The organism is Mycobacterium yunnanensis, from assembly GCF_025823185.1.
Taxonomy (GTDB): domain Bacteria; phylum Actinomycetota; class Actinomycetes; order Mycobacteriales; family Mycobacteriaceae; genus Mycobacterium; species Mycobacterium yunnanensis.
This window is the reverse complement of sequence record NZ_JACKVK010000002.1, coordinates 23,864-42,248: the sequence shown is the minus strand read 5'-3', so window position 1 is coordinate 42,248 and position 18,385 is coordinate 23,864. Positions and strand designations below refer to the sequence as shown.

Below are 18,385 nucleotides of genomic sequence, written 5' to 3'. Positions count from 1 at the left end.
GAGCGCTCAGAATCAAACGCATGACACTCAGCACCCGCGTCAAGACCATCGCCCACTGGGCAGATGGCAAGAGCTTCGCCGGATCCGGCGACCGCACCTCCTCGGTGACCAACCCCGCCACCGGCCAGGTCACCGGCGAGCTCGCCCTGGCCGACGTCGCCGACGCCCGCGTCGTCATCGACGCCGCTGCTGCGGCCCACCCCGCCTGGCGCGACACGTCACTAGCCAAGCGCACCAGCATCTTGTTCGCGTTCCGGGAGCTGCTCAACGCCCGCAAGAACGAGCTGGCCGAGATCATCACCAGCGAGCACGGCAAGGTCGTCTCCGACGCACTCGGCGAGGTCAGCCGCGGCCAGGAGGTCGTCGAATTCGCCTGCGGCATCGCCCATCTGCTCAAGGGCGGGATGACCGAGAACGCCTCGACCAACGTCGACGTCGCCTCCATCCGCCAGCCCCTCGGCGTGGTCGGCATCATCAGCCCGTTCAACTTCCCGGCCATGGTGCCCATGTGGTTCTTCCCCATCGCCATCGCCGCCGGCAACACCGTCGTGCTGAAGCCCAGTGAGAAGGACCCGTCGGCCGCGCTGTGGCTGGCCGAACTGTGGGCCGAGGCCGGCCTGCCCGCCGGTGTGTTCAACGTGCTGCAGGGCGACAAGGTCGCCGTCGACGAGCTGCTCACCAACCCCACGGTGAAAGCCATCAGCTTCGTGGGCTCCACGCCGATCGCGCAGTACGTCTACTCGACCGGCACGCTGCACGGCAAGCGGGTCCAGGCCCTCGGCGGCGCCAAGAACCACGCCATCGTGCTGCCCGACGCCGACCTCGACCTGGCGGCCGACGCGATGATCAACGCCGGCTTCGGCTCCGCCGGTGAACGCTGCATGGCGATCTCCGCCTGCGTGGCGGTCGGCCCGATCGCCGACGAGCTGGTCGGCAAGATCGCCGAGCGCGCCAAGGGACTCAAGACCGGTGACGGCACCGGCGACGCCGACATGGGACCGCTGGTCACCAAGGCCCACCGCGACAAGGTCGCCTCCTACGTCGACGCGGGCGAGGCCGACGGCGCGACCATCGTGGTCGACGGCCGAGGCGTCTCCGTCGACGGAGAGGCCGACGGCTTCTGGCTGGGCCCGACGCTGATCGACCACGTCACCCCCGAGATGAGCGTCTACACCGACGAAATCTTCGGACCGGTGCTGTCGGTGGTGCGGGTGGACTCCTACGACGAGGCCCTCAACCTGATCAACGCCAATCCCTACGGCAACGGCACCGCCATCTTCACCAACGACGGCGGCGCGGCCCGGCGGTTCCAGAACGAGGTCGAGGTCGGCATGATCGGCATCAACGTGCCCATCCCGGTCCCGACCGCCTACTACAGCTTCGGCGGCTGGAAGAGCTCGCTGTTCGGCGACACCCATGCCCACGGCACCGAGGGTGTGCACTTCTTCACCCGCGGCAAAGTCGTCACGACGCGGTGGCTCGACCCCAGCCATGGTGGAATCAACCTCGGCTTCCCGCAGAACGACTGAGTCAGGGAGACTGGGTACATGACGACCTTCGACACCGAATTGCTTCCGAGCGGTCAGGACCTCGCGACAGCCAAGGCCGAAGCCGCGCACGCCTACGAGCTCGACCGCAAGCACGTCTTCCACTCGTGGTCGGCGCAGGCCCAGATCACGCCGATGACCATCGTGGCCTCCGACGGCCAGTACGTGTGGGACGGCAACGGCAACAAGCTGCTCGACTTCTCCGGGCAATTGGTGTTCACCAACATCGGCCACCAGCACCCGACGGTCGTCAAGGCCATCGCCGAGCAGGCGGCCAAGCTCTGCACCGTCGCGCCGCAGCACGTCAACGCCGCGCGCTCCGAGGCGGCCCGGCTGATCGCCGAGCGCACCCCCGGTGACCTCAACCGCGTGTTCTTCACCAACGGTGGCGCCGACGCCGTCGAGCACGCCGTCCGGATGGCGCGGCTGCACACCGGCCGCTACAAGGTGCTCTCGCGCTACCGCTCGTACCACGGTGGCACCGACACCGCGGTCAACCTGACGGGCGACCCGCGCCGCTACCCCAACGACTACGCCAGCAGCGGCGTGGTGCACTTCAACGGCCCGTTCCTCTACCGCTCGTCCTTCTACGCGGAGAACGAGCAGCAGGAGAGCGAGCGCGCGCTGGAGTACCTGGAGCGGCTGATCCAGCACGAGGGGGCGACGTCGTTCGCGGCGATCATCCTCGAGTCGGTGCCCGGCACCGCGGGCATCATGGTGCCCCCGCCCGGATACATGGCCGGCGTCCGCGAGATCTGCGACAAGTACGGCATCGTGATGATCGCCGACGAGGTGATGGCCGGCTTCGGACGGACCGGAAAGTGGTTCGCGATTCAGCACTTCGACGTGGTGCCGGACCTCATCACGTTCGCCAAGGGCGTCACCTCGGGCTACGTGCCCCTGGGCGGCGTGGCGATCAACGACGCGATCTACTCGACGTTCGCCGACCGCGCCTACCCGGGCGGGTTGACCTACTCCGGCCACCCGCTGGCGTGCGCGGCCGCCGTCGCGACGCTGAACGTCATGGAGGACGAGGGCATGGTGGCCAACGCCGCCCGCATCGGCTCCGAGGTGCTGGGCCCCGGCCTGGCCGACCTCGCGGCGAAGCACCCATCGGTCGGCGAGGTGCGCGGGCTTGGCGTGTTCCAGGCGATCGAACTGGTGGCCAACCCGCAGACCCGGGAACCCTTGGCGCCGTACGGCGGTTCGAGCCCGGCGATGAACGCGGTGATCGCGGCGTGCAAGTCCGGCGGCCTGCTGCCGTTCGCCAACTTCAACCGCATCCACGCGGTGCCGGCGTGCAACATCTCCGACGCCGAGGTCGCCGAGGGACTTCAGATCCTCGACGCCGCCCTAACGGTGGCCGACGGCTACGTCTCCTAGAAGCCCGCGAGACTACGGTTGTTGCGCGAATTTGGGCCGTTGCGCGCAACGACCGTAGTCTCGGCGGGCCTCAGCTCAGGAGGCCGAGTTTGTCCGCATAGTCGAGCACGGCCTCGGCACGGGCGCGAGTGGGGCCGACGCTGCCGTCGTACGGTCCGGACGGGGCGTCCAACCGGGCCAGCGTGCCGCGCGCCTCGTCGATCTCCAGCGGGGACGGGGACAGCAGCGCGTTGACCGTCTCGGCATGCGCGGAGTCCAGGCACAACCGGCCGGTCATGCCCGCGGCCTTCGTCACTGCGGTGTCCCTGGCCAGGTGGGCCGCCTGGTCGCGCAGCGTCGGTCCGTCGATTGGTGCGGGCAACCCCGCCGCTCGGCTGGCGATCACCAGTCTGGCGCGTGGATAGGCCAGCGTCGCCGGGTCTGCCGACATCCCGGTGTCACGTCGAAAGTCCCCTACGCCGAACGCAATTCGCGCGCATCCGGGAGCCCGTGCCACCTCGGAGACCGATTCGACGCCAAGGGCCGACTCGACCAGTGCGACGACCGGTGTGCCCACCGGAAGACGGGCGCTGGTCGCCTCGACGTCACCGGCGGACTCGGTCTTGGCCAGCATGACGCCGAGCAGTCCTGGCGCACCGGCGAGCGCGTCGAGGTCGGCCGCCCAGAACGGCGATGTCGTGGCGTTGATCCGCACCCACCCCTGACCGCCGGCGAAGAGCCATTCGGCCACCGACTGACGACCCGCGGGCTTGCGTACGTCGGGCAACCCGTCCTCGACGTCGAGCACGACGGCGTCCGCGCTACCGGCCACGGCGGCGTCGAACAGGTCCTGACCATCGGGGACGCCCGGCTGCAACAGCCACGTCCGGGCCAGCGACCAGTGCGGGCGCCGGGTGCGCACCGGGGTGGAGAGGGTCATGCGTCCATGATCCGGGTCGCCGGCGCACCAGTGAAGCTTGCGCACATTTAGTTCACGTCGTGGCGGGGAGGCGTGATCTGGGTATGCACCTACCCATGGCGACCGAGACTGAGTACGACCTCATCGTGATCGGCTCCGGCCCCGGGGGGCAGAAGGCGGCGCTGGCCGCGGCGAAACTCGGCAAGAAGGTGGCGATCGTCGAACACGGTCACATGGTGGGCGGGGTGTGCACCAACACCGGAACCATCCCGTCGAAGACACTGCGCGAGGCCGTGCTGCACCTGACCGGGATGAACCAACGGGAGCTCTACGGCGCGAGCTATCGCGTCAAGGAGCACATCACGCCGGCCGACCTACACCAGCGCACCTCGCACGTGATCGACCGCGAGGTCGACGTGATCCGCAACCAGTTGATGCGCAACCACGTCGACCTGCACATCGGCAACGGCAGTTTCGTCGACGCCCACACCGTCAAGGTGGAAGGCGTTCACGAGGCCGAACATCGCACGCTCACAGGTGATTTCATCGTCATCGCGACCGGAACCACACCTCGACGACCCGACGGGGTCGACTTCGACCAAGAGCGGGTGCTGGACTCCGACGAGATCGTCAACCTCGACTTCATCCCGACGTCGATGGTCGTGGTCGGCGCCGGCGTGATCGGCATCGAATACGCGTCGATCTTCGCCGCGCTGGGTTGCCACGTCACCGTCGTCGAGAAGCGCGACACCATGCTCGAGTTCTGCGACCCCGAGGTCGTCGAGGCCTTGCGCTTCCACCTACGCGACTCCGCAGTGACGTTCCGCTTCGGCGAGGAGGTCACCGACGTCGACGTGTCCCCCAGCGGCACCCTGACCACCCTGGCCAGCGGCAAGCAGATCGCGGCCGAGGCCGTGATGTACTCGGCCGGCCGCGTCGGGCGCACCGACGGTCTCGATCTGGAGGCCGCGGGCCTCGCCACCGACGACCGCGGCCGCATCGAGGTCGACGACCACTTCCGCACCAAGGTCGAGCACATCTACAGCGTCGGTGACGTCATCGGGTTCCCCGCCTTGGCCGCCACCTCGATGGACCAGGGCCGGCTGGCCGCCTATCACGCGTTCGGCGAGCCCGCCAACGACATGACGGCGCTGCAGCCGATCGGGATATACACCATTCCGGAGGTGTCGTTCGTCGGCGCCACCGAATCGGAGCTCACCAGGGACGCGGTCCCCTACGAGTTCGGGGTGTCGCGCTACCGCGAACTGGCGCGTGGCCAAATCGCCGGTGACTCCTACGGCATGCTGAAGCTGCTGGTGTCCACCGACGACCGAAAGTTGCTCGGGGTTCACATCTTCGGTACCGCGGCCACCGAATTGGTGCACATCGGCCAAGCCGTGATGGGCTGTGGCGGAACGGTCGACTACCTCGTCGACGCCGTCCCCAACTACCCGACGTTCTCCGAGGCCTACAAGGTCGCCGCGCTCGACGTGATGAACAAGATTCGGGCCGTGCGCATCTTCCACGACGGGGGCACCACGGAGGAGCACGCCGCGGCCCAGTCCGCCGCCGCCGCGGGCTGAGACGGGTGGCATCGGTCTCACAATCGCCGGTGTGACCTCCCGCCGGCACCGGCGATGACAAGATCATGCGGGTGGCCGAGCCCGTCAGTTTCCCCAGCAGCACCGGACCCACCCTGCGCGGCGTCGTCGACGTCCCCGACGGCGAGATCCGCGGGTGGGGCGTCTTCTCCCATGGCTTCACCCTCGGGAAGGACAGTCCCGCGGCGAGCCGGATGTGCAAGCAACTCGCCGCCGAGGGCATCGGCATGTTGCGCTTCGACAATCTTGGCCTCGGCGACTCCGACGGCGACTGGGGCGACGGATCCTTCTCCCACAAGGTGGCCGACACCGTGCAGGCCGTCGACTTCATGAACGGCACGGGCCGCGAGGTGCGTCTACTGGTTGGGCATTCGTTCGGCGGCGCGGCCGCGATCGCCGGCGCCCACGAGTGCGAGACGGTGGCCGCGGTCGCCAGCGTCGGGGCACCGTACGAACCCGCCCACGTCGAGCACAACTACGACGCGCTGGTGCACCTCATCGAGGCCGACGGCGAAGCGCCCTTCCTGGTGGGCGGCAAGGCGCTGACCCTGAAGCGCCACTTCATCCACGACGTCCGCAAGGCCGATCTCCGCGAACGCATCCGCACCCTGCGCCGCGCGCTACTGGTCATGCACTCCCCCACCGACAACACCGTGGGCATCGCCAACGCCAGCGACATCTTCCGCACCGCACGCCACCCCCGCAGCTTCGTCTCCCTCGAGGGCGCCGACCATCTGCTCACCGGCAAGAACCAGGCCGCACGGGCGGCGCGCATCATCAGTGCATGGGCCGACCCCTACATGTGAGCCCGGACTACCGTGGTGCCGGTGAAAGTGCTCGTGCCTGACGACCTCGGCCTCGACCTACCCGCTCCCACCGACGTCACCACGATGGCGCTCTACGCGCCTGGCGAACCGTGGCCGGCCGATCACGCCGACGCCGACGTCGTCGTGGTGGGCTTCGACAACGCCGCCGCCACCGGTGCCCGTTTCACCGACCTGCCAAATCTGCGCCTCGTCCAGACGCTCAACGCCGGATACGAGCAATGGTTGCCCCACCTGCCTGCGGGCGTGGTGCTGTCCAACGGGCGCGGGGCGCACGGCGGCTCGACCGCCGAATGGGCGATGGCCGCGCTGCTGTCGATCTACCGCAAGCTGCCGGTGTTCCGCGACTTGCAGGCCGACGGCGTCTGGGGTTTCCAGGAGACCGAGACGCTGATCGGCAAGCGCGTCGTGGTGCTCGGCGCAGGCGACCTGGCCGTCAACCTGGCGGCCCGGCTAGCGCCGTTCGAGGCTCAGGTGACCCTCGTCGGGCGGACGGCCCGGCCGGGCGTCGCGGCCCTCGCCGACGTGGCCGACCTCCTCCCCGATGCCGACGCCGTGGTCGCGATGCTGCCTGCGGCCAAGGAGACCCATCATCTGATCGACGCCGCGTTCCTGAGCCGGCTGCGGGACGGCGCGGTCGTCGTCAACGCCGGCCGCGGCAGCGCCGTTGACTCCGACGCCTTGCTCGCGGAGCTCACCTCAGGGCGTCTTCGTGCCGCACTGGACGTCACCGAACCCGAGCCGCTGCCGCCCGGGCACCCGCTGTGGTCGGCTCCCAACCTGCTCATCACCCCGCACGTCGCCGGCAGCACCGAGGGAGCGTGGGGCCGGGCGTGGCGCGTCGCCCAGGAGCAGATCGCGGTCTACGCCGCGGGCGGCCGGCCGCCGAACGCGGTGGCCGGCCCGGACTAGGTTGGAGTCGTGTCCCCACGAGTCGCCGTCGTCGGCGCCGGCATGTCCGGAGCGGTCTGCGCCCAGGTCCTGCGCGAGCGCGGCATCACGGCCGAACTGATCGAACGGGGCCGTGCGCCAGGTGGGCGGATGGCGTCCCCGGAATTGCACGGCCGCCGCGTCGACCTCGGCGCCGCGTACTTCACCGCGAAGGAACCCGACTTCCTGACCGCGGTCGAGAACTGGTCGACCCGAAAGCTGGTGCGGGACTGGACCGACACGCTCGACGTCTACTCCGCCGACGGCCACCGCACCACCTCCGGACCGATGCGGTACGCCACCGACGGCGGGCTGCGGTCCCTGGTGCGGGCGTCGCTGCCCGAGGAGCCGACCTGCGGTGCCGCCGTCGGCTCACTCGACGACCTCGACCATGACGCCGTCGTCTTGGCGATGCCCGACCCGCAGGCCGCACGGCTGGCTCCCGACGCCGCCGACTGGGTGGACTACGAACCGGTGATCACCGTGGTGGCGGGATGGTCGCAACGCTGCTGGCCCTTTCCGGACGCCGCCTTCGTCAACGACGATCCCGACGTCACGACCATCGCCGACGACGGGTCCCGGCGCGGGGACGGCGCCCCCGTGCTGGTCGTCCACACCACTGCCGACCGGGCCGCCGCGCACCTCGACGAGCCCGACGGCGCGGTGGCACCCGTCCTCGAGGCGTTGCGACGGGTCCTCGACGTCACCTCGGACCCGCTGTGGACCCACGCCCACCGGTGGACCTTCGCCAAACCCGTTGACACACACGGGGACGACGCATACCTGCTCACCACCCGCGGCGATCGCCCGCTCGGGCTGTGCGGCGACTCGTGGTGCCCGTCGGGCGCACCCCGCGTCGAGTCGGCCTGGTTGTCGGGCCACCGGCTCGGCTCGGCGCTGGCCACCGCGCTGGGGCACTGACCAACGCCCAGCGCGTCGGCGCTCCCGTCGGCATCCGATCAGTAGATGTTGGACGGACGCACCATGCCCTCTGCGAGGTCGCCGAATCCGGGTGCCATGATCGCGCCGGGCTGGCCGATGATCTCCTCGGTGATGGCGGTCTCGGTCGTAATCAGCAGAGCGGCAATGGATGCTGCGCTTTCGAGCGCGGCGCGCGTGACCTCGAACGGATCGATGATGCCCTCGTCGAACATGTCGCGGTACTCACCGGTGAGTGCATTGAAGCCGTGTCCCAGAGGTAGGTCGACGACGACGTCGACGACGTCGTCACCTTCGAAGCCGGCGTTGATCGCGATCCAGCGCAGGGGCTCGGCCAAGGCGCGGCGCACGACGTCTCGGCCGACGGCTTCGTCTCCAACCAGTTCGAGCATGCTCAACGCACGACTGGCCTGGGCGAGTGCGGTACCTCCTCCGGAGACGACGCCGTCCTCGAGAGCGGCGCGGGTGGCCGCAAGGGCATCTTCCACGCGCAGCATGCGTTCCTTGAGCTCCACGCTGGTCAACCCTCCGACGCGAATGACCGCGACACGACCGGTAAGTCGCGCGATGCGCACGTCGAGCATGTCCTGATCCGCGTCGAGCCGTGCACGTTCACGCTGCACCTCGAGCTGAGCGACGCGCGCGTCGACGAGGCTCTGCTCGCCGTGTGGGCCGACGAGGGTCGTGGTGTCCTCGGTAGCGGTGAAGCGGTCGCACGAGCCCAGATGATCGCGGGTGATCTCACCGAGTTCCATTCCGGTGTCCTTCGCGATGACGCGCCCGCCGAGGGCGACCGCGAGGTCCTCCAGTTCGGCCACGCGCCGGTGCCCGAACCCCGGTGCGCGCACGACGACCGACCGCATCGTCCCGTGCATGTTGCCCCCGACGAGCAGTTGCAGGGCGGGCCCGTCGACGTCCTCGGCGATGACCACCAGGGGTCGATCGGCGCGCTTGGCCACCTCGATGGTGGGCATGATCTCTTGAACTTGGCTGATCTTCTTGTTGGTCAGCAGGATGAGGGGCGATTCCAGCACCGCCTCCATGCGTTCGTGGTCGGTGACCATATAGCCGGAGATCCATCCGTGGTCGAATCCGATGCCGTCGACGACGGCGACGTCCATGCCGGGGGTGTCGCTTTCGTCGGTGGTGACCACCCCGGTGAGTCCGACGTGTTCGACGGCCCGAGAGATGACGTCTCCGATGGCGTCGTCGTCACTGGCGGCGAGTGAGGCGATGCGGTGCAAGTCGTCCCTGCCGTGAACCCGAACCGAGTTGTCGCGCAGCGCCTGCACCACGACCGGAACGGCGCGCTCGATGCCGCGACGCACCCTCATCGGATTGGCGCCGGCCTCCACCGAGCGCAAGCCCTCCCGGACCATTGCCTGGGCCAGGACCGTGGCGGTGGTGGTGCCGTCGCCGACCCGTCCGTTGGTCTTCATCGCCACCTCCTTGACCAACTGAGCGCCCATGTTGGCGAACGGATCGCGCAACTGGATCTCTCTGGCGATCGTGACACCGTCGTTGGTGATGGTGGGCGGACCGGTCAGCTTCTCGAGGATCGCGTTGCGCCCCTTGGGTCCGATGGTCACCTTGACGGCGTCGGCGAGGGCGTTGACGCCCTGTTCGAGCCGGGCACGGGCGTCTGAATTGAAGCGCAGTTCCTTGGCCATGGTGGTGAATTCCCTTTCGGTTGGGCTGGGTTCGTGGCGAGAGGATGGCGGGCTACCGGGAGATGACGACCTTCAACGCGTCGTGGATGTCGGCATTGGCGAACACCTCATACGCGTCGACCATCTGGTCGAGCTGGAAGGAATGCGTGCCGAAGGCTGCCGCGTCGATCTTCCCGTGCGCCAACAGTTCCAACAGGGTGCCAACCGTGGTTCCGTTGACCAGACCGGTCGTCAACGTGATGTTCTTGATCCACAGGTCTTCCAGGTGGAACGTCACCGGTTTGCCATGCACGCCAACGTTGGCGATGCGTCCGCCGGGTCGCACCAACTCGGTGCACACGTCGAACGTCTCGGGAATGCCGACGGCCTCGATGGCGACGTTCGCGCCGAGGCCGTCGGTCATCTCGAGGACGCGCTGCCGCACGTCCTCGCGCTCACCGTTGATCGTCATGTCGGCACCGAAGGCGATCGACCGCTTGAGCCGGGATTCCGAGACGTCGACGGCGATGACGGTTGCGGCACCGTACAACCCGGCCGTCCTGATCGCCGCCAGCCCGATGGGCCCGGCGCCGACGACCACGACCGAGTCCCCCGGCTGGACGGCCGCGTTTCGAACGCCCATTTCGAAGCCCGTGGGAAGGACGTCGGCCAGGAAGATCGCCTCTTCGTTGGTCACCGCGTCGGAGAGCACGTGCACGCTGGTCTCGGCGTGGGGCACCCGCACCAGTTCGGCCTGGGTCCCGTCGACCAGGTGACCGAAGATCCAGCCGATCCCCCCGACCGTCGCGCAGTGCGACGGCATCGACGACCGGCACGGTCCGCACTTTCCGCAGGTGGTGATGGCAGGCACCAGGACCCTGTCACCGCCCTTCAGATCGGTTACGGCCGAGCCCATTTCGACGATGGTGCCCACGGCCTCGTGTCCGAGGACACGCCCCGGCGTCACGGCGGGCACGTCACCTTTGAGGATGTGCAGGTCGGTCCCGCAGATCGTGGTGGTGTCGACCCGGACGACCACGTCGGTCGGGTCGATCACGTGGGGGTCGGGGACGTCGGTCCACGCCATCTGACCCGGCCCACCGAACACGAGGGCCTTCATCACTGCACCGTGAGGTCGAAGCCGATGTACTCGGCGGCATCCTCCGGGCTGGCGAAGAGCATGGTCTTGTCGTCGAGGTGCACCATGCGTCCGTAGTGCGTGGAGCTGATCTCCTCGAAGATCGAGCCGTCGAACTCCTCGCCGAGGGCATCGGTGAGTTCGTCGTAGTCGAAGTTCAGGAGCTTCACGCCGTCGACGCGGATCATCGACGGATACTCGGTGAGTTCGACACCGTCCTTGGCGCCCATCACCTCGGCGACGACACGGCCGATCGGCGTGTTCATCAGGGTGACGCCGCACATGTTGGAGAACTCGGTGGCTGATCCGAATTGCATGGTCACTTGGTCAACTCCTCGGGGACGTCGAGATCGATCTCGTGCAGCAGGGCGGTGAACTTGGCGGTCGCCGCGTCGAGGCTGGAGGCGAAGGTCACCGCCTTGTCGGCCGGGGTCGACCAAATCGGCTGCAGGGCGCGGGCCGCCGCCATGCAGCGCGGCACCCAGACGTCCAGCCACTCGACGAACAACGCCTTGTTCGCGGCACCGTACTCGTCGTCTCGGGTGAGCAGCCGGAACAAGTTGCGGGTGTAGTTGAGGTCGCGGTCGTAATCGTGCTCGCCGGTACCCACGATGGTCGGCGTGATGTAGTCGCCGTTGCGGGCCGCAATCTGCATCACCAATTCGCTGCGGAACAACGACCCGACCAGCTGTTCGAAGACGACGTTGGTGGCGAACAGGAGTTGACACCAATCCCCCACTGCGGTCAGCTCTTCGACGACCTTGCGGACCGGTTGCCACTCGGGCGCCTCCTGCCACACGGCCCTGTGCGCGGTGCCGTCGAACGCGTCGGCGGCCTCGGCGAGGTCCAGGTTGAACAGCGCAAGGTCTTGGGCGAAGCGCATCTTGTGAGCGGCGTTGACGGCCACCGCGGTGTTGATCATGTTCGTCGGCCCGGAGCGCTGGATCGAGGTGAAGACGTGCAGCGCCAGACCGTTCTCGGCGTGCATCCAGGCCCCGACGTTGCGTTCGATGAAGGTCAGCCACGCCGAATTCCACCCGTCGTACACCCGCGCCCGCTTGGCGTTCACGAGGCACAACTCGACCTGACGGACGACCGCGGCGTTGTTGCGGAAGATCGTCTGGTTCCACTCCTCGTTGGGGTCGAGGAAGGCGTGCCAGTTCGAGGACTTGGCGGTGGTCCAGTCCTTGGGGTAGCCGCCGGGGCCGTCACCGAATCCGTAGATCCAGCCCTGAGTCAGGTGACGTTCGGGGTCGGGCTGTACGTCGACGGTGACGTCCTCGTACATGGTGGCGCGCAGCTTGGCCGGCGTGAAGTAGGAGTAGTTGCGACTCTTGGAGCTGGGGAACACCTTGGCTCCGGCTTCGGAGTCGGTGAACTCGATCTTGGGAAAGCTGCGTTCCCTTGGCTTCTCGGGGGCTGACATCGGGATTCCTCTCGCTAGTCGAACAGGGGGCTGGTGAAGCTGTCGTAGAAGACTTGGTCCTTGGGCACGGAGTTGGCCTCGAGGAAGACCAGCGCTGCGTCGACCATCGGGGGTGGGCCGCAGAGGTACACCTCGGTCTTGGCGATCGCCGCTTCGTGGCGGGCGACGACGTCGGTGACCATGCCCTCCTCCACCGTGACCATGTCGTTCACGGTGCCCTCCGCGGATTCCGAGAGGCAGGCGATGAACTGAAAGCCGTTCAGTCCCTTGCCCAATTCAAGAATTTCGTCGAGGTAGAACAGGTCGGAGGGGGTGCGTGCGCCGTAGTAGAACCGCACCGGCCTGGCGTTCTCGGTTTCGCGCATGTGGCGCAGCAGCGACAGGATGGGCGCCATGCCGGCACCGCCGCCGATGCAGACCACCGGCAGGACGTGCCCGTCCTTGAGCGTGAACGAACCGTAGGGACCGGTGATGGCGATGTCGTCGCCGACCTTGACGTCGCCGTCCAACAGAGCGGAGAACTTGCCGCCGGGGTACTTCTTGATCAGGAACTCCACCTGATCGGTCGAGGTCTGCGTGGTGGCCATCGAGAACGAGCGGTGCTCGTCGGTGCCGGGGATGTGCACGTCGGCGTACTGGCCGGGTTTGAAGTCGAACTTGCCGGGTTCGACCGGCTTGAGCCGCAGCGACACGATGTCGCGGGTCACGGGTTCCACTGCCAGGACCTCGGTACGGACGTCCTGGATCGGGATGCCGCCAAGGAGCTCGTCTTCGTCGAAGTTGAGCAGCTCGATGGTGCAGTCGCTGAATGCACGAGAGCGGCACAGCAGCACGAAGCCGTCGTCGACCTCGGAATCGTTGCAGGCGAAGGTGGAGTAGTTCTCCATCTGAATCTCGCCGTCGAGGACGTAGGACTTGCAAGCCGAGCACCGGCCTTCGCGGCACCCGTGCATGAGGTGGATGCCCTGCCGGAAGGCGGCGTCGAGAATGTTCTCGTCCTCGCGGACGTCCATCTCGACGTCGACGGGTTCGAAGGTGATCTTGTGCGAGTCCACGGGTTCCTTTCTGGCGATGTCGGCGTGATTGGCGGCGGTCAGCCGCCAATCACGCCGAAATCGGGTGGGTTAGACCGTCGCGCCGGCGCGGTAGGCCGCGACGTGAGCTTCCCGTTCGGCGTCCGACATCTGGTTCAGCAGCACGTTGGGGCTGTTGAACGTGTTGCCGCGCACGTCGTCCAGGGTCCACATCTTCGACGGATCCAGATTCAGGTGCGGCTGACCCACCAGCGTCTTGCCGTCGTCGCGGACGTAACCCAGATCGGAGACGATGTCGGCGAGGTCCTTGCCGTGGTGCAGGGTCTCCCACTCACGGAATCCGGTGAGACGCCCCATGTTCGGGGTGTCACGGCCTTCGTACTCGCTGCGGAAGGCGACTGCGTCGGTCCAGTAGCAGGTCTCGGAGCAATACGTCTTCCACTGCCCGTCGACCTTCTCGACGATCATGTCCTCGCGGATGAGTGCGGGCACCATGCACGTCCAGCAGCGGTGCGGGTACTGGTACCCGACCTCTTCGAAGGCGATCGGCTTGTTGCGGCCGGGGTAGGCGAGGCGGTTGTAGGCCTCCCACCACGTGCCGTACTTCGAGTACCAGCCTGGGTACTTGTGCTCGAACCATTCGAAGTCGGTGTCGGTCATGGTGTCGATGCGCCAGTAGTTGACCGGCCAACCGGTGGCGAAGAACCGGGCGACCTCGTGCACGTAGCCCTTCTCGGTGATGCGCTTCCACGCCTCCTCGACCAGGTCGTGCGGGATCGTGAGGCCGTACTTCTCCAGTGGCAGAAGGTAACTGCGGTAGTAGTCGTCGTAGATCCAGCGTCGCCACATCTCGGCGTAGCTCTCCCGGTCCTTGCGGCGGTCCTTGGTGCCGTACTCGATGAAGGTGCCGATGGCGGCGTCCACCACGCAGTGGTTGTTCCACCAGGCGTAGCGCAGATCGCGCTCGAGCAGCGGACGGTTGCGCTCGTCGGCCAACGCCATCAGCAGGATCGAGTAGCCGTTGGAGATGTGCCGGGACTCGTCGGACTGCACCGAGTGGAACACGGTTGGCAGCAGATAGTCGCCGTTGGCCGCCGCCTCGTCCGGCATGGCGACGAACAGGGTGTTGGTGAAGGCGGTTTCGGCGACGACGGTGAGGTAGACGTTCGCCGCGGTGATCGCGTCACCGGTGATGAAGCCCTCACCGAACTGGCGGCCGATGGTGCCCGCGTAGTTGTTCGCGAACGCCTTCTCCGTCATGTCGAACCCGGCCGGGTCGATGTAGTTGTTCATGTACAGCTTCTTGAGATTCATCTGAATCGTGGAGTGCCGTACCTCGTCGATCATCTGCACCGCGAGGCCGTTGTGAATCTCGGGGTTGGGTACGGCGTCGATCGCCATCGGCATCGCGCGGGCCGCGGAGATCTCCGGGAAGGGGATGATCGACAGAAACAACTTCTGCCACTCCAGCCAGCGCTGCTGCACCTGGCGAAACATGTTGCCGCGGATCGCGCCGTCCATCGCGCCGTAGACGCGGTTGTCCTTCTCCTCCTCCATCGAGAAGTAGGACCGCATGATCTGCTTGAGCGGGTCCTTCTTGGGCGCCTTCTCGAAGGTGTAGTCCGTACCGAAGCGGGTCGCCGGCGTGGCGAACGTCGGCTCCCAGGTCAGTTCACTGATCTTGGCGTGTGCCTTGGTCAGGCTTTGTCTGCTCAACTCGAGCCTCCTGATAGATGGGCCGGTCATCCGCCAGTGCGGGGACGACGCGCCCCTGATAGAACCGTGTGGCGCAGGCCACATGTGTCTCATCTTGAGACGAGATGGGCGGTCGCCGGTTTTGTCTCGAGCAGGCGTCTAGATTCTCGAATTGAGACGCCCCGACCCTGGGCGTCCTTAGGCTGCAGCCACAGCCGACGTGCATGACCGAGGACAGCCGTGATGGTCGAACCCGCCGCCACCGAACGCGCCCGAGATCAGTTCCTGTCTGCAGGCGCCCTGACAGGCGACGCGGTGTCACCCGACGTGCTCAACTCGTGGCGGCGTTCTCGAGACCTCCAGGTGCACCCCGATCGCGTCGACCTTCCCTACGTACGCGAACCGGACACCGACACCCCACTGGTGCACGCCGCCGCTCCCGTCCTGCGCCGCATGGCCGAAGACCTGTCCGCTCAGGCCGTCAGCGTGGTGCTCACCTCGGCAGATGGTCTGGTGTTGGACCGCATCGCCGCCGACGCCGAGATCGAACGGATGCTCGACGACGTACGACTGGCCCGCGGGTACAGCTATGCCGAGGAGTTCGCGGGCACCAACGGCATCGGCACGGCCTTGGAGACCGGTCATCCGGCCTTCATCCGGGGCAGCGAGCACTACGTCGGCACCTTGGGGCAGCTGGCATGTGCGGGTGCACTCATCCGCGAACCCGTCACCCGGCGCATCCTCGGCGTCGTCGACCTGACGTGCTGGGCACGTCAGGCCGATCCGCTGCTCTTCGTGCTCGCCAAGAGTGCGGGCAGTCAGATCGAGGACCGCATCCGGTCCATGAACTACGAGACCGAGACCGCACTGCTGGAGGCCTACCTGAAGCAGAGTCGTCGTTACCCCGCCGGAGTGCTCGCGATGGGAGGTGACGTGGTCCTGATGAACCGCTATCTGCGGCAGGTCCTCGATGCCGCCGATCAAACGGTGCTCCTGGACCACGCCGCCGAGCTGACGAGATCCACGTTCACCTCGACGGCGTTGGCGACCCTGCCCAGCGGGGCTTCGGCGAAGATCTCGGCGGCGGAGCGCATCGCGGTCGGGGTCCGCGTCAACGGCGTGGTCTTCCACGTGTCGGTTCACTTCGACGGGAGCGACCATGTGCGTGGGACCTACGCCATCCCGCGCCTGGCAGGCCGAAGCAGTTCCTTCAGACGCAGCTGCCAGCAAGTCGAGCGCTGCTATCGCGACCGTGAGTGGGTCGTCGTCGAGGGCGAGCACGGTTCGGGCCGAAAGCATCTCGTTCATTCGGTGGCGCACTACGTCAGCCCAGAACGTGACATTCCGGTGCTGCACCTCGAATCCTTCGACACTGCGCGAGAATTCATCGAGAACGTCGCTCTGGAGACCGAGGCACCGGACTTCGCAGTGATCGTCGCCGACGTCGACGAACTTCCCGACGAGGTCCTCGACCCCCTTGCCGGGATCCTTCAGACGCGCGCCGGCCGCGGCTGGATCGCGGCGACCACCAGCAGCGAACGCAACTCGCCGCTGGTGGACATGCTCGTCCTGCCCTTCTTCACGCACACCGTCACCGTGCCGGCGCTACGTCACCGGATCGAAGATCTCGAGGAGCTGGTTCCGATGCTGCTCCGCGACATGACGCGCGGCCAAGCCACGTTGAACGGCGAAGCAATGCGCCAGCTGAGCAAGCTGCCGTGGCCCGGCAACATCTCCCAATTGCACGACGTCATCGCCGAGACGCTCACCCGTCAACGCTCGGGTCTCATCGGGATCGACAAATTGCCCGACGAATGCCGCTCGGTATCCCGCCGCAAGCTCACCCGGCTCGAGGCCTTGGAACGCGACGCCATCGTCCGCAGTCTGCAGGAAAACGACGGCAACAAGGCCGACGCCGCGGAGGCCTTGGGCATGTCACGCGCCACCATCTACCGCAAGATCAGGGACTTCGGGATCGTCTGACGACCCACGGCGACTGACTACAGGCAGGCCGCGAGCGAGTCGGCGAGGATGTCCACCCCCGCGTCGAGGTCGGCATCGGTGATGGTCAGCGGCGGGGCGATGCGGAAGATGCCGCCCATGCCAGGTAGCTGCACGATGTTCATGTGCAACCCGCGCTCGAGGCACTCGGCGGTGACCTTGGCTCCGAGGTCGTCGGCGGGAGCCTTGCTCACCTTGTCGGCCACCAGCTCGATGCCTTGCAACAGTCCCCGCCCGCGCACGTCGCCGACCTGGTCGTGCTCGTCGCGCAGCGCGGCCAGCCTGGTGGCGAGATGGCGCCCGAGCTGTTCGGCCCGGTCGACGAGCCCGTCGCGCTGCACCACCGTCAGCACCGTCGACGCGACCGAGGCGGCCAATGGATCCGACACGTGGGTGGTGAAGAACAGGAAACCGCGGTCATGGCAGACGGACTCGATCTCGTCGGACGTGACGACGGCGGCCACCGGCAGACCGGCCCCGAGGGTCTTCGACAGCGTCAGCAGATCCGGGACGACGCCGTCGCGCTGAAAGGCGTACATCGTTCCCGTACGACCGATTCCGGTCTGCGCCTCGTCGAGGATCAGCAGTATTCCGCGCTCCACGCAGAGTTCCTTGAGCCGAGCCAGATACCCCGGCGGCGGGTCGATGATGCCGCCCGAGGACAGGATTGGCTCGACGAGGCAGGCGGCGAGGCTGCCCGCGGACTGCGCGTCGACGATCGAGAAGCCGTACTCCAGTTCGGTGCGCCAATCGTGACTGCCGTCGGAGTGCCGGAACGGCGACCGGTAGGCGTTGGGGGTCGGCAGCGTCAGATTTCCCGGCATTGGCGGCCCGTAGCCGCGGCGCCCCGCGCTGAACGTCGCCGACGCCGCACCCGAGGTCATGCCGTGCCACGACCGGTCGAAGGACACGATCTCGTACTTGCCGGTGAACAGCTTGGCCATCTTGATCGCGGCTTCGTTGGATTCGGCGCCGGTGGTGAGCAGCAGCACCTTGGTCAACGAGTCGGGCAGGGTGGCGGCGAGCTCGACCGACAGCTCCACCACCGGCTCACTGAGCATTCCGCTGTAGAGGTGGTCGAGGGTCGCCACCGCCGACGACACCGTGGCGACGACGTCGGGATGGGAGTGCCCCAGCACCGAACTCATCTGCCCCGAGGTGAAGTCGAGGATGGCCCTGCCGCGTTCGTCGTACACGTGACTTCCGCTCGCCCGCTCGATGATCCGCGGAACGAAGGTGCCCCCGTAGCGGATCAGGTGGTGCTCGGCGTCGGTCCAGAACTTGGCGGTGTCCACGACACGAGTATGCCGCCGCATGCGC

At 67.3% G+C, this 18,385-nt stretch carries 15 protein-coding genes; 7 read left to right on the top strand and 8 right to left on the bottom strand.

What is annotated here, in order from left to right:
- Nucleotides 1–20: 20 nt before the first annotated feature.
- Nucleotides 21–1,529, top strand: a complete 1,509-nt coding sequence (locus tag H7K45_RS03015; RefSeq protein ID WP_263994290.1) for a CoA-acylating methylmalonate-semialdehyde dehydrogenase — start codon at nucleotides 21–23, stop codon at nucleotides 1,527–1,529.
- 18 nt (nucleotides 1,530–1,547) lie between these two features.
- A complete protein-coding gene (locus H7K45_RS03010; RefSeq protein WP_263994289.1) occupies nucleotides 1,548–2,930 on the top strand; it encodes an aspartate aminotransferase family protein in 1,383 nt (460 codons plus the stop codon).
- 70 nt (nucleotides 2,931–3,000) lie between these two features.
- On the opposite strand, the gene H7K45_RS03005 is transcribed toward H7K45_RS03010, so the two are convergent.
- A complete protein-coding gene (locus H7K45_RS03005) occupies nucleotides 3,001–3,849 on the bottom strand; it encodes an HpcH/HpaI aldolase/citrate lyase family protein (RefSeq protein WP_263994288.1) in 849 nt (282 codons plus the stop codon).
- A 95-nt stretch (nucleotides 3,850–3,944) separates the two neighbouring features.
- Between H7K45_RS03005 and sthA the strand changes: the two genes are divergently transcribed.
- From sthA to H7K45_RS02985, 4 genes are all read left to right on the top strand, one after another.
- Entirely contained in the window at nucleotides 3,945–5,411 is a 1,467-nt protein-coding gene (gene sthA / locus H7K45_RS03000) for a Si-specific NAD(P)(+) transhydrogenase (protein WP_263994287.1), read from the top strand.
- A 71-nt stretch (nucleotides 5,412–5,482) separates the two neighbouring features.
- The gene (locus H7K45_RS02995) at nucleotides 5,483–6,235 is read left to right on the top strand and encodes an alpha/beta hydrolase family protein (RefSeq protein WP_263994286.1); all 753 of its coding nucleotides are present in this window, start codon (nucleotides 5,483–5,485) and stop codon (nucleotides 6,233–6,235) included.
- Nucleotides 6,236–6,256: 21 nt separating this feature from the next.
- On the top strand, nucleotides 6,257–7,165 hold the full coding sequence (locus H7K45_RS02990) for a 2-hydroxyacid dehydrogenase (protein ID WP_263994285.1): 909 nt from the start codon (nucleotides 6,257–6,259) through the stop codon (nucleotides 7,163–7,165).
- A 9-nt stretch (nucleotides 7,166–7,174) separates the two neighbouring features.
- Nucleotides 7,175–8,104 carry an NAD(P)/FAD-dependent oxidoreductase gene (locus tag H7K45_RS02985; protein WP_263994284.1) on the top strand — a complete coding sequence of 310 codons (930 nt, stop codon included), beginning with the start codon at nucleotides 7,175–7,177 and terminating at the stop codon, nucleotides 8,102–8,104.
- 38 nt (nucleotides 8,105–8,142) lie between these two features.
- On the opposite strand, the gene groL is transcribed toward H7K45_RS02985, so the two are convergent.
- The 6 genes from groL to H7K45_RS02955 all read right to left on the bottom strand — a co-directional run bounded on the left by groL (nucleotide 8,143) and on the right by H7K45_RS02955 (nucleotide 15,085).
- Entirely contained in the window at nucleotides 8,143–9,792 is a 1,650-nt protein-coding gene (groL, locus tag H7K45_RS02980) for a chaperonin GroEL (protein ID WP_263994283.1), read from the bottom strand.
- Between the two features lie 52 nt (nucleotides 9,793–9,844).
- A complete protein-coding gene (locus tag H7K45_RS02975; protein WP_263994282.1) occupies nucleotides 9,845–10,891 on the bottom strand; it encodes a zinc-binding dehydrogenase in 1,047 nt (348 codons plus the stop codon).
- On the bottom strand, nucleotides 10,891–11,232 hold the full coding sequence (gene mimD / locus H7K45_RS02970; protein ID WP_263994281.1) for a propane 2-monooxygenase effector subunit MimD: 342 nt from the start codon (nucleotides 11,230–11,232) through the stop codon (nucleotides 10,891–10,893). Before mimD ends, H7K45_RS02975 begins: the two co-directional genes overlap by 1 nt.
- Complete coding sequence (locus H7K45_RS02965; protein ID WP_263994280.1) at nucleotides 11,229–12,335, bottom strand: aromatic/alkene monooxygenase hydroxylase subunit beta; 1,107 nt, start codon at nucleotides 12,333–12,335, stop codon at nucleotides 11,229–11,231. Before H7K45_RS02965 ends, mimD begins: the two co-directional genes overlap by 4 nt.
- A 14-nt stretch (nucleotides 12,336–12,349) precedes the next feature.
- Nucleotides 12,350–13,390, bottom strand: coding sequence for a 2Fe-2S iron-sulfur cluster-binding protein (locus H7K45_RS02960; RefSeq protein WP_263994279.1), 1,041 nt, complete (start codon nucleotides 13,388–13,390; stop codon nucleotides 12,350–12,352).
- Nucleotides 13,391–13,459: 69 nt separating this feature from the next.
- Nucleotides 13,460–15,085 (bottom strand): ferritin family protein, encoded by a 1,626-nt coding sequence (locus H7K45_RS02955; protein WP_263994278.1) that lies wholly within the window; start codon nucleotides 15,083–15,085, stop codon nucleotides 13,460–13,462.
- Nucleotides 15,086–15,307: 222 nt separating this feature from the next.
- On the opposite strand from H7K45_RS02955, the gene H7K45_RS02950 reads away from it, so the two are divergent.
- Nucleotides 15,308–17,047, top strand: coding sequence for a sigma-54-dependent Fis family transcriptional regulator (locus tag H7K45_RS02950; protein WP_263994277.1), 1,740 nt, complete (start codon nucleotides 15,308–15,310; stop codon nucleotides 17,045–17,047).
- A 17-nt stretch (nucleotides 17,048–17,064) separates the two neighbouring features.
- On the opposite strand, the gene H7K45_RS02945 is transcribed toward H7K45_RS02950, so the two are convergent.
- Nucleotides 17,065–18,360, bottom strand: a complete 1,296-nt coding sequence (locus H7K45_RS02945; protein WP_263994276.1) for an aspartate aminotransferase family protein — start codon at nucleotides 18,358–18,360, stop codon at nucleotides 17,065–17,067.
- Nucleotides 18,361–18,385: the final 25 nt, after the last annotated feature.